This is a genomic window from Streptomyces sp. NPDC049887, from assembly GCF_040656535.1.
In the GTDB taxonomy this organism is placed as follows: domain Bacteria; phylum Actinomycetota; class Actinomycetes; order Streptomycetales; family Streptomycetaceae; genus Streptomyces.
In genome coordinates this window covers 21,692-36,808 of the sequence record NZ_JBFAMM010000027.1, presented here as the reverse complement: position 1 = coordinate 36,808, position 15,117 = coordinate 21,692, and the positions used below count along the sequence as shown (strand labels likewise).

14 protein-coding genes and 1 riboswitch are annotated in these 15,117 nt (G+C 70.6%); of the genes, 5 read left to right on the top strand and 9 right to left on the bottom strand.

The features are described from left to right. Nucleotides 1–29: 29 nt before the first annotated feature. The 4 genes from AB0J10_RS27205 to AB0J10_RS27190 all read right to left on the bottom strand — a co-directional run bounded on the left by AB0J10_RS27205 (nucleotide 30) and on the right by AB0J10_RS27190 (nucleotide 4,548). Nucleotides 30–1,697 carry an ABC transporter substrate-binding protein gene (locus AB0J10_RS27205; RefSeq protein ID WP_363065103.1) on the bottom strand — a complete coding sequence of 556 codons (1,668 nt, stop codon included), beginning with the start codon at nucleotides 1,695–1,697 and terminating at the stop codon, nucleotides 30–32. 214 nt (nucleotides 1,698–1,911) lie between these two features. After that, on the bottom strand, nucleotides 1,912–2,694 hold the full coding sequence (locus AB0J10_RS27200) for an enhanced serine sensitivity protein SseB C-terminal domain-containing protein (protein ID WP_363065102.1): 783 nt from the start codon (nucleotides 2,692–2,694) through the stop codon (nucleotides 1,912–1,914). Between the two features lie 114 nt (nucleotides 2,695–2,808). Next, nucleotides 2,809–3,564, bottom strand: a complete 756-nt coding sequence (locus AB0J10_RS27195; protein WP_363065101.1) for an enhanced serine sensitivity protein SseB — start codon at nucleotides 3,562–3,564, stop codon at nucleotides 2,809–2,811. A 282-nt stretch (nucleotides 3,565–3,846) separates the two neighbouring features. After that, nucleotides 3,847–4,548: an AAA family ATPase gene (locus tag AB0J10_RS27190; protein WP_363065100.1), complete on the bottom strand. Its 702-nt coding sequence runs from the start codon at nucleotides 4,546–4,548 to the stop codon at nucleotides 3,847–3,849. Nucleotides 4,549–4,680: 132 nt separating this feature from the next. Further along, nucleotides 4,681–4,778, top strand: a riboswitch (glycine riboswitch). Nucleotides 4,779–4,938: 160 nt separating this feature from the next. Between AB0J10_RS27190 and gcvT the strand changes: the two genes are divergently transcribed. From gcvT to AB0J10_RS27170, 4 genes are all read left to right on the top strand, one after another. Then, entirely contained in the window at nucleotides 4,939–6,054 is a 1,116-nt protein-coding gene (gene gcvT / locus AB0J10_RS27185) for a glycine cleavage system aminomethyltransferase GcvT (protein ID WP_363065099.1), read from the top strand. A gap of 55 nt (nucleotides 6,055–6,109) precedes the next feature. Further along, complete coding sequence (gcvH, locus tag AB0J10_RS27180; RefSeq protein WP_138053026.1) at nucleotides 6,110–6,484, top strand: glycine cleavage system protein GcvH; 375 nt, start codon at nucleotides 6,110–6,112, stop codon at nucleotides 6,482–6,484. 27 nt (nucleotides 6,485–6,511) lie between these two features. Further along, a complete protein-coding gene (gene glyA, locus AB0J10_RS27175) occupies nucleotides 6,512–7,771 on the top strand; it encodes a serine hydroxymethyltransferase (protein ID WP_363065098.1) in 1,260 nt (419 codons plus the stop codon). Nucleotides 7,772–7,960: 189 nt separating this feature from the next. Next, complete coding sequence (locus AB0J10_RS27170) at nucleotides 7,961–9,331, top strand: L-serine ammonia-lyase (protein WP_363065097.1); 1,371 nt, start codon at nucleotides 7,961–7,963, stop codon at nucleotides 9,329–9,331. A 147-nt stretch (nucleotides 9,332–9,478) separates the two neighbouring features. On the opposite strand, the gene AB0J10_RS27165 is transcribed toward AB0J10_RS27170, so the two are convergent. Next, a complete protein-coding gene (locus tag AB0J10_RS27165) occupies nucleotides 9,479–9,694 on the bottom strand; it encodes an EF-hand domain-containing protein (RefSeq protein ID WP_138053029.1) in 216 nt (71 codons plus the stop codon). Nucleotides 9,695–9,788: 94 nt separating this feature from the next. On the opposite strand from AB0J10_RS27165, the gene AB0J10_RS27160 reads away from it, so the two are divergent. Beyond that, nucleotides 9,789–10,427 (top strand): GNAT family N-acetyltransferase, encoded by a 639-nt coding sequence (locus AB0J10_RS27160; protein ID WP_363065096.1) that lies wholly within the window; start codon nucleotides 9,789–9,791, stop codon nucleotides 10,425–10,427. Nucleotides 10,428–10,523: 96 nt separating this feature from the next. Here AB0J10_RS27160 and AB0J10_RS27155 read toward each other — a convergent pair whose 3' ends face one another. The 4 genes from AB0J10_RS27155 to AB0J10_RS27140 all read right to left on the bottom strand — a co-directional run bounded on the left by AB0J10_RS27155 (nucleotide 10,524) and on the right by AB0J10_RS27140 (nucleotide 15,049). Further along, nucleotides 10,524–11,693, bottom strand: coding sequence for a hypothetical protein (locus AB0J10_RS27155; RefSeq protein WP_363065095.1), 1,170 nt, complete (start codon nucleotides 11,691–11,693; stop codon nucleotides 10,524–10,526). Between the two features lie 481 nt (nucleotides 11,694–12,174). After that, nucleotides 12,175–12,678: an ATP-binding protein gene (locus AB0J10_RS27150; protein ID WP_363065094.1), complete on the bottom strand. Its 504-nt coding sequence runs from the start codon at nucleotides 12,676–12,678 to the stop codon at nucleotides 12,175–12,177. A 273-nt stretch (nucleotides 12,679–12,951) separates the two neighbouring features. After that, entirely contained in the window at nucleotides 12,952–13,719 is a 768-nt protein-coding gene (locus AB0J10_RS27145) for an enoyl-CoA hydratase-related protein (RefSeq protein WP_363065093.1), read from the bottom strand. Nucleotides 13,720–13,801: 82 nt separating this feature from the next. After that, complete coding sequence (locus tag AB0J10_RS27140) at nucleotides 13,802–15,049, bottom strand: Ig-like domain-containing protein (protein WP_363065092.1); 1,248 nt, start codon at nucleotides 15,047–15,049, stop codon at nucleotides 13,802–13,804. Between the last annotated feature and the right edge of the window lie 68 nt (nucleotides 15,050–15,117).

The following is a 15,117-nucleotide window of genomic DNA, read 5'->3' as shown; positions in this document are numbered from 1 at the left end:
CGTGGCCGGGCGGACCCCCATGCGGTGTGCTACTTGAAGGAGACCTCGGCGAAGTTCTCCTGCGTCAGCGGGGAGACGTTCGGCGGGTTGACGTTCTTGCCGAAGGCGATGGCCGGCGGCGAGGAGGACAGCGGCACGCCCGGCAGGTACTCCATGATGGCCTCGTTGGCCTTCTTGTAGAGGTCCGTGCGCTTGGTCGGGTCGGCCTCGAGGGAACCGGCCTTCACCGCCGCGAAGACCTTCGGGTCCTTGAAGCCCCACTGCTTGTCGTACTCGGCGAACCAGGTGCCGATGAAGTTGTAGCCGTCGTTGAAGTCACCGGTCCAGCCCAGCATGTGCAGGGAGCAGGAGCCGGCCTCGGTGGCGTCCAGGTAGTCCGGGGCCCACTTCATCGGCTTCGGGGTGACCTTGATACCGGCCTTCTCCAGGTCGGCCTTGATCAGCTCGAAGATGTCCTGCGGGGCGGGCATGTACGGGCGGGTGACCTCGGTCGGGTAGCAGAAGTCGATCGACAGGCCGCTCGCACCGGCGGAGGCCAGCAGCGACTTCGCCTTGGCCGAGTCGAAGGGGTACTTCTTCACGTTCTCCGAGAAGCCGGCGACCGTGTCGGGCATGAACTGCGTCGCGACCTTGCCGCCCTCGGGCAGCTGGGTCTTGACCAGGTTCTCGCGGTCGATGGCGTGCGCGATGGCCTGGCGCACGGCCGGCTTCTTCAGCGCCGGGTTCTTCTCCTGGGACATGCCGAGGTAGAAGAGGTTGAAGACGTCACGGGTCGGCACGTTGAAGCCGGCTCCCTCGAGCGTCTTGATGTCGGCGGGCGCGACCAGGTCGTAGCCGTCGATGTCACCGGCCTGCAGCGCCTGACGGCGGCCGTCCTCGGTGTCGATCGTGCGGAAGACCAGGTTCTTCACCTTGGCCTTCTCACCCCAGTAGTCGTCGAAGCGCTCCAGGGAGACTTCCTTGTTGCCCTTGTTCCACTTCGTGATCCTGTACGGGCCGGTGCCGGCGACCGTGCCGGCCTCCTGGCTGTACTTGGGGTACGTGATGGCGTCGCCCTTGGCGGACGCCTCCTGCTTCTCGTACTCCTTGAGCGCCTTCGGCGAGTGGATGGCGAGGGCCTGCAGCGAGAAGCCGCCGGGCAGGTTCGCGGAGGTCTCGTTGACCTCGATGACGGCGGTGCTGTCGTCCTTGGCGGTGCAGGACTTGTAGTTCGGCTTCGGCGTCTCCTTGTCCTCGTTCGCCGCGAAGCCGCCCATGATGGTCTGCCAGTAGTAGGAGACCGCGCTCGACTGGTAGGTGCCCTTCCAGTTGAACCAGTGGTCGTAGTTGGCACACACCGCGGCGGCGTTGAACGCCTCGCCGTCGTGGAACTTGACGCCCTTGCGCAGGTTGAAGGTCCAGACCGTGCCCTCCGGGTTGCTGGACCACTTCTCGGCGAGACCACCGACGAGTTCACTGCCACCGGACTTGTGCTCGAGCAGTGCCTCGAACGCCTGACGGGTGACGCGGAAGGTCTCGCCGTCGCTCGCGAGGGCCGGGTCCAGGGAGCCCGGGTCACCCGGGGCACCGAAGACGAAGGTGTCCTTCTCGCCGCCCTTGTCGCCGTCCCCGCGCTCACTCGCACAGCCGGTGGCGACGAGGCCGACCGCGACGGCCGCTGTGATCACTTGGACGGCTCTGGACTTGAATATTGGCATGGTCCACCCCTGGAATCCGCCTGTGGAGGAGGTCTTGACCGGCCGAACACTACAGACGAGTCCCGAACGGGAGAACAGTCCGCATAGCGGTGATGCACAGTCGAGACCCGGACACTCACCAAACCGGTCCGATCCAGGACATCGGCCCCCGTCCCGTTAACTTCCCGGACACACGGCCCGGTTGGCCGGGGGCGGCGCGCGGCCCGGCGGGCCCTCAGCGGGGGAACTGGGCGGGAGGGTAACCGTAGCCGGACTGCCGGGGAGGACCGGCGTGGGCCTCCCGGTCGTAGAACGGGCGGGTGCCGGCCCGCAGCCACATGGCGACCGGGTCGTACTCGTCGGACATGGCGACGGTCGACACCGGAAGGCCGTCCGGGACGGCGGCGATCGACTGCTGCATCATGGCGCGCACCGACTCCACCGACTGCTGGCCCGTGTCGTAGAGGTCGAGGCCGATGGCGAGGTACGGGGCGCCGAGCGACGGCTGCACCCAGGCCCTGCGCAGGGAGCGGACGGCAGGGGTGCGGTGCGCGTTCTGGGTGAGCAGCGCGTAGAACTGGGGGATCTCGATGGCCGGTTCCGTGAGGCGCAGCGGACCGGCGGGCATCCGGTCGAGGCCGGTGGCGATCCGGCGAAGATCGGGCCAGGGAACACCGACACCACCGCCCGGCGCGTGCGGGTTGAGCCAGATGCCCCAGCGGTCGGGGTAGAGGGCGCGGGCGATGTCGGCACCGGCTGCCACCTCGTGCGCCCTGGTCCAGCCGGAGGCGGAGAGCTCCTGCGCGGAGGTGACGCACGGTGCGTAACCGAGGCCGTCCACCTCCATGTTCCCGTACTGGGCATCGGGGGATCCGGCCTGGCCGTGCCAGAGGAGCATCCACACCCGGCCGTCCGCGAGCGCCTGCAGCAGCGCCTCGTACGCGTCGTAGCGCCCGGGCGTCACCTGGCGCAGCATGTGCTCGACCTGCCCGGCCGCCGCGGTGCCTGACGCACTCACTCTGGGTCCCGCCCCTCTTCGATCCGCCGTTCCCTCGGGCCGCCCTGGGCACGCGAGTGCGGCGACCACGTCATCAAACCAGCTTAAGCGGCCGTACTGACACCGACTTGACGTCTATGCGTACCGCCGGGTGTAGAAGGGACGGACCCGGGTCAGCATCCAGTCGCCGACGGGGTCCTGGGCGATGTCCAGCAGAACCAGGTTCACCGGCCACCGCACGGCGACCCGGCCGAGTGCCCGGCCGAGTGCGTCCATGGGGGCGATCCGGTCGGGGCCCTCGAAGGCGGAGAGCTGGACGCCGACGAACAGGACCGGCGGGCCGCCCTCGATGCTGGCCAGGATCCGGCGGGCGGTCTGGACGACACGGGTCGACTCGAACTCGCCGGCCGCGGCGGCGAGGAAGTCGACCGGCTCCTCCTGCCAGTCGGGCTCGAAGAGCCGGACCCGGCCGCCGCTCGCCGGGCCTCCGGCATGGGGGCCGCCGAGTGGCGTGCGGCCGGCACGGCACAGCTCGGCGACGGCGGGCGGGGGCAGCGGTACGCCGACGGCGCCGCCGGGGTTCACGGCGATGCCGAGCTGCGGGGGCAGGCCCCGGGCGAACTCGACGGCGGGCGCCACGGTGCCGGACATGTGGTCGCCCGCGCCGATGCGGAACTGCTCCTGGGAGCTGAAGACGGGGACGTACGGGGCGCCGTCGATCCCGATGGTCGGCAGGTCGAGGTCGGGGCTGTCGGGCCCGCCCCCGTTCGGCAGCGGCACCCACACGGCGCTCCGCCCGAGCACCTCCACGATCCGCCCCCCGGCCGAGGGATTCCCGACCGATGCGGCCAGCACCTCTTCGAGCTCATTGGCGGGCCATGTCGTGTCCACTGTGATCCCTGCTTCCCCCGCCGGCCGGACGGGCCGGCCGCGATGTCCTCCGACAGCAGGGTAGCGGGCGGGCCGAGGGCGTGACGCGGGCGCACGCACAGGGCAGCCGACACACCGCCGAACGCCCGCTGCGCCCCGGGCCGGGCCGCGCGGCCCGAGCCGCCGGGCTCCGTCTCCGCGGACCGCTCCCCGGGGCCGGCCGGTCCGGTCCGGGACCCGGCACACCGGCCGGCCCCGCCCACACGCCTCCGCCCCGTGGCCGCTCCGCTCCGTGTCCGCCCCTCAGGGCGCGTCGCCGAAGCCGATCCGGGTGAGCACGGAGGCCGCAGCGCGGTCGAGGAGGGTCGCGGAGGCGCAGCCCGCGGGGAGGTGGCCGCGCTCGGCCGAGCGGAGGAGGCGGGACACCGCTCGGCGGTGGCGGGCGAAGGCGTAGCCGGAGACGCCGCGGCCGCGCTCCCGCTGGCCCGCTCGGGCGGTCTCCGGGGTGACGTCGAGCAGCAGCAGATGGAGGTCGCGCCCCCGTCTGCGGGCCTCGCGGGCCAGCCAGCGCCGGACCCACGACTGCGTGCCGCAGTCGTGCACGACCACGCTCTCGCCGGAGCGCAGCGCCCGCCGCAGCCCCGTGTAGTGCGCGAGCCGGACGAGCGGGCGGTAGACGGCGTAGGGCAGGGCACGGGGCATCCGCCGGTCCCAGCGGTCCCGCGCGTCCTGGGAGTCGATCCCACCGCCGTCGGCGGCCCGCCGGATGAGCGTGGACTTGCCGCTGCCGGGCAGCCCGGAGATCACGACCACGTCGCCGCGGCGGAACACCAGGGCGCGCGGGCCGCACCCCTTGCGTTCCCGCAGGTCACGCACGACGGGCTGGGCCGTGGTGAGGCCGATCGGCAGGCCGCTGCGGGTGGCCCCGGCGGCTCGCGAGGGAACTCCGGGACGGGCGGGGACCCCTGCGGTCGCCGGACAGGCACCGGACTGCTGCAACGTCATCAGCTCACTCTCCCCCTGTCGGGTCTCCGAGACCCTGCCCAAGAAGCTTAAAGAAAAGGTAATGACCGACAAGTGATTTGCCGACGCGGACACCCGTGCAATGATGTCCGCGCAAACTGCATACCGGCCGCTTGAATCCGCGCGGGAGAGTCCTGGCCACTGTGTGGGCCGGGCGCCGAAGGAGCAAGTCCCTCCCTTGAATCTCTCAGGCCCCGTACCGCGCGCGACGAGGCAGATCTGAAAAGCGATCCGCAGTCCCTGCGGTTCCACCCAAGGTGCAAGTCACGCCCTTCGCGTACGTCCGCTACGTGTGGTCGTGACGAACCTCTCAGGTTTCGATGACAGATGGGGAGGATCGTCCTCGCCAGTCATGCCCTGGGAGCCCCATCCATGAGCAACGCCCCCCGTCTCACCGCCCTCGATGCCCTGCATCGCTCGCTGGGCGCGACCATGACCGATTTCGCCGGCTGGGACATGCCGCTGCGATACGCGAGTGAGCGCGACGAGCACAACGCCGTCCGATCGAAGGCCGGTCTCTTCGACCTCTCCCACATGGGCGAGATCACCGTGACCGGGCCGCAGGCCGCCGCCCTGCTGGACTACGCGCTGGTCGGCAACATCGGCGGCGTCGCCACCGGCCGCGCCCGCTACACGATGATCTGCCGGGAGGACGGCGGCATCCTCGACGACCTGATCGTGTACCGCCTCGGCGACACGGAGTACATGGTCGTCGCCAACGCCTCCAACGCACAGATCGTCCTCGACGCCCTCACTGAGCGTGCCGCGGGCTTCGACGCGGCTGTACGCGACGACCGGGACGCATATGCGCTCATCGCCGTACAGGGTCCCGAGTCGCCCGGCATCCTCAAGTCGCTCACCGACGCAGACCTGGACGGGCTGAAGTACTACGCCGGCCTCCCCGGCACCGTCGCCGGCGTCCCGGCGCTGATCGCCCGTACCGGCTACACCGGCGAGGACGGCTTCGAACTGTTCGTCGAGCCGCGGCACGCGGAGACGCTGTGGCGGGCACTGACCGAGGCCGGCGCCCCGGCCGGTCTCGTGCCGTGCGGCCTGTCGTGCCGTGACACGCTGCGCCTGGAGGCGGGCATGCCGCTGTACGGGCACGAGCTGACCACCTCGCTCACCCCCTTCGACGCCGGTCTCGGCCGGGTCGTGAAGTTCGAGAAGGAGGGCGACTTCGTCGGCCGCAAGGCCCTGGAGGCCGCCGCGGAGCGTGCCGCCACGAACCCGCCCCGCAAGCTGGTCGGCCTGGTCGCCCAGGGCCGCCGGGTGCCGCGGGCCGGGATGGCCGTGGTCGCCGGCGGCCAGGTCGTCGGCGAGGTCACGTCCGGGGCGCCGTCACCGACCCTCGGCAAGCCGCTCGCCATCGCCTACGTGGACGCCTCGCTCGCCACGCCCGGCACCGAGGGCGTCGGCGTCGACATCCGCGGTACTCATGAGCCGTACGAGGTCGTGGCGCTCCCCTTCTACAAGCGCCAGAAGTAGTCACTCCGGCATCCCCCATCAGCAGCACTTCCCCGCGTACAGGAGAATTCAGGTCATGAGCAACCCCCAGCAGCTGCGCTACAGCAAGGAGCACGAGTGGCTGTCGGCCGCCGAGGACGGCGTCTCGACGGTCGGCATCACGGAGCACGCGGCGAACGCCCTCGGCGACGTCGTGTACGTCCAGCTCCCGGAGGTCGGTGACACGGTGACCGCGGGCGAGACCTGCGGCGAACTGGAGTCGACCAAGTCGGTCAGCGATCTGTACTCCCCGGTGACGGGTGAGGTCGTCGAGGCCAACCAGGACGTCGTCGACGACCCGTCCCTGGTGAACTCCGCCCCGTTCGAGGGCGGCTGGCTGTTCAAGGTGCGGGTCGCGGAGGAGCCGGAGGACCTGCTCTCCGCCGCCGAGTACACCGATTTCGCCAGCTGACCAGGACTCGACCCTAGGGATCGCGTGATGTCGCTTCTCAACACCCCTCTCCACGAGCTCGACCCGGACGTCGCCGCCGCCGTCGACGCCGAGCTCCACCGTCAGCAGTCCACCCTGGAAATGATCGCGTCGGAGAACTTCGCTCCGGTCGCGGTCATGGAGGCGCAGGGCTCCGTTCTCACCAACAAGTACGCCGAGGGATACCCCGGACGCCGCTACTACGGCGGCTGCGAGCACGTCGATGTCGTCGAGCAGATCGCCATCGACCGCATCAAGGAGCTGTTCGGCGCCGAGCACGCGAACGTACAGCCGCACTCGGGCGCCCAGGCCAACGCGGCGGCGATGTTCGCCCTGCTGAAGCCGGGCGACACGATCATGGGCCTGAACCTCGCGCACGGCGGGCACCTGACCCACGGCATGAAGATCAACTTCTCCGGCAAGCTCTACAACGTGGTCGCCTACCACGTGGACGACGCCACCGGCCAGGTCGACATGGCCGAGGTCGAGCGGCTCGCCAAGGAGTCCAAGCCGAAGTTGATCGTGGCCGGCTGGTCCGCGTACCCGCGCCGGCTGGACTTCGCCGCGTTCCGCCGGATCGCGGACGAGGTCGGCGCGTACCTGATGGTCGACATGGCCCACTTCGCGGGTCTGGTCGCCGCCGGGCTGCACCCGAACCCGGTGCCGCACGCCCATGTCGTGACCACGACCACCCACAAGACCCTGGGCGGCCCGCGCGGCGGTGTGATCCTCTCCACGGCCGACCTGGCCAAGAAGATCAACTCCGCGGTGTTCCCCGGCCAGCAGGGCGGCCCGCTGGAGCACGTGATCGCCGCCAAGGCGGTCTCCTTCAAGGTCGCGGCCTCGGAGGAGTTCAAGGAGCGCCAGGAGCGCACCCTGGAGGGCGCGAAGATCATCGCCGAGCGCCTGGTGCAGGACGACGTCAAGCAGGTGGGTGTCTCCGTGCTGTCCGGCGGCACGGACGTGCACCTGGTGCTGGTGGACCTGCGGCACTCGGAGCTGGACGGCCAGCAGGCCGAGGACCGGCTCCACGAGGTCGGCATCACCGTCAACCGCAACGCGATCCCGAACGATCCCCGCCCGCCGATGGTCACCTCGGGTCTGCGGATCGGCACGCCGGCGCTCGCCACCCGCGGCTTCCGGGCCGAGGACTTCCGTGAGGTCGCCGACATCATCGCCGAGGTGCTCAAGCCCTCGTACGACGCCGACGCACTCGGGGCCCGCGTCTCGGCACTCGCCGCGAAGCACCCCCTTTACCCTGGTCTGTAAGCAGACCTGAGCACGACCGACGGGGCACCGCGCACACCGGACGGTGAGTGCGGTGCCCCGCACCGTGCACCCGGCGCACACCCGCGCCTTCCTGCCCCGGCCCGACGGCCGGGGGTCCGGCCCGCGGCACCGCCGCACAGGGACACCGCGTCCCCCGGGAAAGCACAGCCATCCCACAAGGAGTACCCCGTGGCCATCTCGGTCTTCGACCTGTTCTCGATCGGCATCGGGCCGTCCAGCTCCCACACGGTCGGCCCGATGAGGGCGGCCGCCATGTTCGCCCGGCGGCTCAAGAACGAGGGCATGCTGGTCCACACGACGGCGATACGCGCGGAGCTGTACGGCTCGCTCGGCGCGACCGGCCACGGTCACGGCACCCCCAAGGCCGTCCTGCTGGGCCTGGAGGGCAGCTCGCCCCGGACGGTCGACGTCGAGACCGCCGACGACGAGGTCGAGCGGATCAAGAGCGACAAGCGGATCAGGCTCCTCGGGGTGCACGAGATCGGCTTCGACTTCGACGAGGACCTCGTCCTGCACCGCCGCAAGGCGCTCCCGTACCACGCGAACGGCATGACCCTGTGGGCGTACGACGCCGAGGGCGGGACGCTGCTGGAGAAGACGTACTACTCGGTGGGCGGCGGATTCGTCGTCGACGAGGACGCGGTGGCCGGCGAGAACCCGATCGTGCCGGACGACACCGTGCTGAAGTACCCCTTCCGCACCGGTGACGAGCTGCTGCGCCTCTCCCGCGAGACGGGGCTGTCGATCTCCTCGCTGATGCTGGAGAACGAGAAGGCCTGGCGCACCGAGGGCGAGATCCGTGAGGGGCTGCTGGACATCTGGCGGGTCATGCAGGCCTGCGTCTCGCGCGGTATGGCCCGCGAGGGCATCCTCCCCGGCGGGCTGAAGGTCCGGCGCCGCGCCGCCACCACCGCGCGCAAGCTGCGCTCCGAGGGCGACCCGCAGGCGCTCGCGATGGAGTGGATCACTCTCTACGCGATGGCCGTGAACGAGGAGAACGCCGCGGGCGGCCGTGTCGTGACGGCCCCGACGAACGGCGCGGCGGGCATCATCCCGGCGGTCCTGCACTACTACATGAACTTCGTGCCGGGGGCCGACGAGGAGGGCGTGGTCCGCTTCCTGCTGGCGGCCGGCGCGATCGGCATGCTCTTCAAGGAGAACGCCTCGATCTCCGGCGCCGAGGTCGGCTGCCAGGGCGAGGTCGGCTCGGCCTGCTCGATGGCGGCGGGCGCGCTCGCCGAGGTGATGGGCGGCTCCCCGGAACAGGTGGAGAACGCCGCCGAGATCGGCATGGAGCACAACCTGGGCCTGACCTGCGACCCGGTGGGCGGGCTCGTCCAGATCCCGTGCATCGAGCGCAACGGCATGGCCGCGGTGAAGGCCGTCACCGCCGCCCGGATGGCCCTGCGTGGCGACGGCAGCCACAAGGTCTCCCTCGACAAGGTCATCAAGACCATGAAGGACACCGGTGCTGACATGTCGGTGAAGTACAAGGAGACCGCGCGCGGCGGTCTCGCGGTGAACATCATCGAGTGCTGACGGAACGTCACCCGGCGCCCCACGCAGCCGCCGGGGCGTCCGCGCCTCGGCGCCAGGACCCGGGGTCCGGGCCCGGCCGCCGAGGCGCTGTGCACGACGTGGGCCCCGGGACGGGGGCCCACCTCGCGCAGGGCGTACGAGCGGGCGTCAGGCCTGGTTCAGCGCGGCCCAGAACTCGTCGAAGGTCAGCAGACCGTCGCCGTTGGCGTCCTTGGTCCTGATGACCGCCTCGGCGACCGTCTCGGTCACGTTGAAGTCGCCCAGCTGCGCCATGGCGCTCTTGTACTCGGCGGCCGAGATCAGCCCGTCGCCGTTCAGGTCGAATCGATCGAAGGCCTTGCGTGCCGACTCGATGTCCGCCACAGGTCCACCCCTTCTTGGTGCATCACTGACGCAGGCCAGGTTATCGGCGGGGGCCGCGATCCGGGCGCCGGGGGCCGTCGGGGACGATGAGGGCATGAGCGACACGGTGGCACGGATTCTGGAAGCGGCGGCACGGGGCGATTTCCCGCCACCGGACGGGGGCACGACGGTGGTGCCGCAGCCCAGCGCCCGGGACGCGGGTGTACTGGCGTTCACGGCGCACTCGGTGGTGTTCACGGACGCGGACCCGGTGTGGGTGCGCGGCGCCCTGACCGCGGCCGCGAGCGATCCGCTCGCCGCGAGCATGAATCCCGGCTTCCTGACCGCGCTGATGGCGAGGACCGGCCGCTCGATGAACACCGTCGACCTGCTCACGGTCGCCACCGCCCGGAGCGGCGAGCCCGGGCTGGAGCTGCGGGAGATGACCGACCCGGACCACCCCCGGGTCGCCCGGGCACTGAAGTTCCGTGACGAGGTGCGGGTGTGGGCCGCGGACGGCGGCGTGCTCGTCCTCGGCCGCGGGGTGGCCGGGCGGTGGGAGGCCGCGATCGAGGTGGACCCGGAGGCGCGCGGTGCCGGGCTGGGGGTACGACTCGCCGTCGCGGCACGCCATCTGGTGCCGGGTACGCACGTATGGGCCCAGCAGTCGCCCGGGAACGCCCGCAGCGTACGGACGTTCCAGCAGGCGGGATACCGGCCGGTGGGCTCGGAGGCCCTGCTCGTGGCGGGGTAGCCGCGGCGATCGCGGCCCGGCCCGGTACGCGACGGCGGCCGCCGTGCGCCGCGCCCCTGCCGGCGGTCGCACCCGGTGCCGGGCGCTCGCGAGGGATCAGCGGAATACGCCCGTGTGTCCCAGGGAGTAGCGGCCGGGCTGGGGGTAGACGGCGAGTCCGTGCGGGCCGCTGCCGACGGGGACGCGGGCGAGCTGCTCGCCGGTCGTGGTGTCGATCGCGTACACCTCGGAGTGGTAGCGCCCCGACAGCCACAGCACCCTGCCGTCCGCCGAGACGCCCCCCATGTCCGGGGAACCCCCGTTCGGCAGCCGCCACTTCTTCGTCAGCCGGTCCTGCGCGAAGTCGAAGACGGAGACCGAGCCCTCGCCCCGGTTGGTCACGTACATCTCCCGGGAGTCGCGGCTGACGTACAGGCCGTGGCAGCCCTTGCCGGTGGGCAGCAGGTTCGGTGTGGTGAACCGGTCGCCGTCGAGGACCCACATGCCGTCGGCGACCATGTCGGCGATGTAGAAGGTCCTGCCGTCCGGCGAGAGCTTCACGTCCTGCGGCATGGCGCCGCCGAACGGCAGCTTCTGCTGTCCGATCACCTCCATGCTCTCCGTGTCGACCTTGAGCAGTTCGCCGGAGAACTCGCAGGAGACGATGAAGTACCGGCCGTCCGCCGAGAAGTCCGCGTGGTTGACTCCGTAGCAGGTGACGGGCGTCGTCTTGAGCGTGCGCATGGTGTGCGGGTCCCGGAAGACCAGTTCCCGGTCCATGGAGGCCATGACGACTGCGTGGCGGCCGTTGGGCGTGAAGTAGAGGTTGTACGGGTCGTGGACGTCCACCGGCCGGCCCGCGATCCCGGTGGCCGGGTCGATGGGGGTGAGGGTGTGGCCCCGGTTGTTGTTCACCCACAGGGTCCTCAGGTCCCAGGAGGGGACGACGTGCTGCGGCTGGACGCCCACCGGGATCGTCTCCACGACCTTGTACGTGGCCGGGTCGATGACCGAGACGGTGTTGGAGTTGGTGTTGGGCACGTACACCCGGGACGGGAAGTCCCGCACGACGGGCGAGAGCCTGCCGGGGCGGTCGGCCGCGTAGACGTCCCTGGGGTCGAGGAGCGGTGGCATGCCGGGGAGCCCCAGGGGGACGCCGGCCTCTCTCGTCCGGACCGGCGGGGTGCGCGTCCCCTGCTTCTCCGGGGCGGCTTCGCAGCCGGCGCCGAGGGCCGCGAGCAGGGCGGTCGCGAGGAGCGGGAGGAATCGCTTGGTGAGATGCAGCATCAGTCGGCTCGCTCCGTGGTCGGCACCCCGGTGATCCGTGCCCGCGCAGTGGGTGCGATGCCGACGAAAACTAGCGACGGGCCTGGTTCAGGCCCACGGTCCGACACACACCAGGCCGCCTACTTTCGAAGATTCACCCGTTCGGCTCGATTTTTATTCATTGTTTACCAGGCGGGTGGCTTAATTCACCTTTGATTCAAAGCTGCATTGCCAGCCTATGAGGGATATTGCCCGTATTTGCCACTTTGGCAGATGGCCGGATGTCTGCCATAGTCGGTCCCACGACCCCCATTGACCCGGGCCAGGTCGTCCAGAAGAGCGGAAGCGTGGATACACCCCACCCCGTCCACGCCCGCACGCACACGGAGCCCCCTCGACGCCGAGACGGCGAAGGGGGCCTTCGTGCGTCCGGGCCCGACGGGGCCCGGACACCCCGGCACCGGCGGCGAAAGGGGCCTCGACGGCAGCGACCGCTCCGGCGTCAGCGGTCCCCGATCCGCATCTCGAACCAGGTCGTCTTGCCGCGCGGCAGCAGGTCGACACCCCACCGGTCGGACAGCTTGTCGACCAGGAAGAGCCCGCGGCCACTGGTGTCGAGTTCGTGGACCGGCAGCAGACAGGGCAGACCGCGCGAGGGATCGCGCACCTCGATGCGGATCCAGCCGCGCCGGCGCAGCATGCGGAGCCCGAACACCCGCGCTCCGGTGTGCCGCACCGCGTTTCCCACGAGCTCGGAGACCAGCAGGATCGCGTGCTCGGCGGTCTGCGGCGAGAGCGCCCACTGATGGAGCACCACCCACTGCGTCAGCCGGCGCGCGACGGCGGCCGACTGGGGCCGCGAGGGCAGCTCGACCTCACCCTCCGTCGGATCGCCGAACAGCTCGACCGCCTCGAGCGCCCGCTCGTCGTCGACGGCCGGCGTCCGTCGTGCGGCGGTCGCACCGCCGCGCGCCCGTGGTTGCTCCACACCTTCCAGCCCCGCCATGCCCCCATCATGGCCGCCCGAAGGGACCTCCGTGGCCGTTCCGGGGGAATCGGGACCCCCGGGAAGAGGGCCCCGAGGTGCCGGATTGGCATATGACCTTGGCATCCAAGGGGCCTCCACGGCCCGACTGACCTGCGGTGACGCACCGCTTATGCATGATCGCCAAGAGCAGCGACCGGCGGGGACTTAAGGTTCCTTTAAGGTTCGATTAAGACACCCGCCAAGTTGACGCGACAGGCACCGGTGTCCAATCCCCTTCACTCCGAGGCGAGTTCAGACGAACTTGGCCTTGCCCGGGCCCTCCTCGACGAAGCTCCGCATGCCCCGCTCCCGGTCCTCCGTGGCGAACAGGCCCGCGAACCAGTTCCGTTCGATCGCGAGACCCGTGTCGATGTCCGTCTCGAGCCCGGCGTCGACGGACTCCTTGGCCGCCCGGAGCGCCAGCGCCGGCCCCTGGGCCAGCTTCGCGGCCCAGGCGTGCGCCTGCTCGTGGACCTCGGCGGCCGGCACGACCCGGTCGACCAGTCCGATGGCCAGCGCCTCGTCCGCCTTCACATGACGGCCGGTGAAGATGAGGTCCTTGGCCTTGGACGGGCCGACCAGCCGGGCCAGCCGCTGAGTGCCGCCCGCGCCCGGGATCAGACCGAGCAGGATCTCCGGCTGGCCCAGCCGGGCGTTGTCCGCGGCGATCCGGAAGTCGGCGCACAGCGCCAGCTCGCAGCCGCCGCCCAGGGCGTAGCCGGTCACGGCCGCGACGACGGGCTTGGGAATGCGGGCGACGGCGGTGAAGGAGTCCTGCAGGGCCTTGGAACGCTTCACCATCGCGGTGTGGTCCATCACCTGCATCTCCTTGATGTCCGCTCCGGCCGCGAACACCTTCTCCCCGCCGTAGAGGATCACGGCCCGCACGTCGTCGCGGTCGGTGGCCTCTACGGCCAGTTCGCGCAGCCTGTCCTGGGTGGCGATGTCCAGGGCGTTCATCGGAGGGCGGTCCAGCCGGATGGTGCCGACGCCTTCGGAGACTTCGAGAGTGACTGTCATACGGGGAGGTTAGCCCCCGTTAACGCCGAGGGACCCGGTGCCGTCCGTCACAGCACCGGGTCCCTCGTCCGGGTCGCCGCGGCTACTCGGTCCACTCCGCCCACGACATGTTCCAGCCGTTCAGGCCGTTGTCGGGGGCGATCTGCTTGTCCTTGGAGTTCTTCACGATCACCACGTCGCCGATGATCGAGTTGTTGTACATCCACGCGGCCGGCGTACCGCTGTCGTAGGCGCCGCGCACGTCGCGCAGACCGACGCAGCCGTGGCTGACGTTCGCCGAGCCGAAGGTCCCGCGCGAGGCCCAGTAGTTGCCGTGCATGAAGGTGCCGGACGTCGACAGGCGCATCGCGTGCGGCACGTCCTTGATGTCGTACTCGCCGCCGAAGCCCACGGTGGCGCCGTTCATCCGCGTCACCTTGTACTTCTCGCTGATGACCATCTGGCCGTTGTACGTCGTGGTCGACGGGGCGCCCGCGGTGATCGGGATGGTCTTGAGGAGCTTGCCGTCGCGCACGACCTTCATCGTGTGGGCCTTGGCGTCGACCGTGGAGACCTGGCTGCGGCCGATGGTGAAGGAGACCGTCTTGGCCTGCTTGCCGTACACACCGGGGCGGCCCTCGACGCCGTCCAGGTTGAGCCGGACCGTCACCTTGGTGCCGGCGGCCCAGTACTTCTCCGGGCGGAAGTCCAGGCGGTCGTTGCCGAACCAGTGGCCCTCGATGGGCACCGACGGCTCGGCCGTCACCTTGATGGCCTTCTCCACGGCCTCGGGGTCGGTGATGCCGCGGGTGAAGTTGATGGAGACGGGCATGCCGACGCCGACCGTGGCGCCGTTCTCGGGGGTGTAGTGGCCCACGAAGGTGTTCTTGGGGACGAGCGTGGTGAAGGTCGTGTCCTTCGCGGACTCACGGCCCTCGGCGTCCTCGGCGATCGCGTGCACCTTGTACATGGTGGCCGAGGCGAGGTGCTGCAGCGGCTCCCAGCTCGCACCGCCGGCGGCGATCTTCCCCTCGACGGCGTTGCCCTTGTCGTCCTTGACGGCGACCTCGGTGAGCTTGCCCCTGTCGGCGGTCACCTTGAGCGCGCCGCTCGTGGCGACCGACTTCGCGCCGTCCTTGGGCGCGATGGTGACGACCGCCTGGGAGGCGGCCGTGCCGACCTCGCCCCCGCCCTTGGCGCCCTTGTCGGCGCCGGCCGCGGGATCGGAGTCGCCGCCGCCGCAGGCGGACACCAGCAGCAGTAGCGCACCCACGGCGAGGGCCGGCAGCGCGGTGCGTCCGCGTCGCCGGCCCGTCCGGACCGATGCCCCCGATATCGGCTGCCCGTTCACGATCAGTTGTCTCCCCTCGCACGGCCTGGCCACGCCGAGGCCCGCACCCCCACGCGCTCGAACGGCGC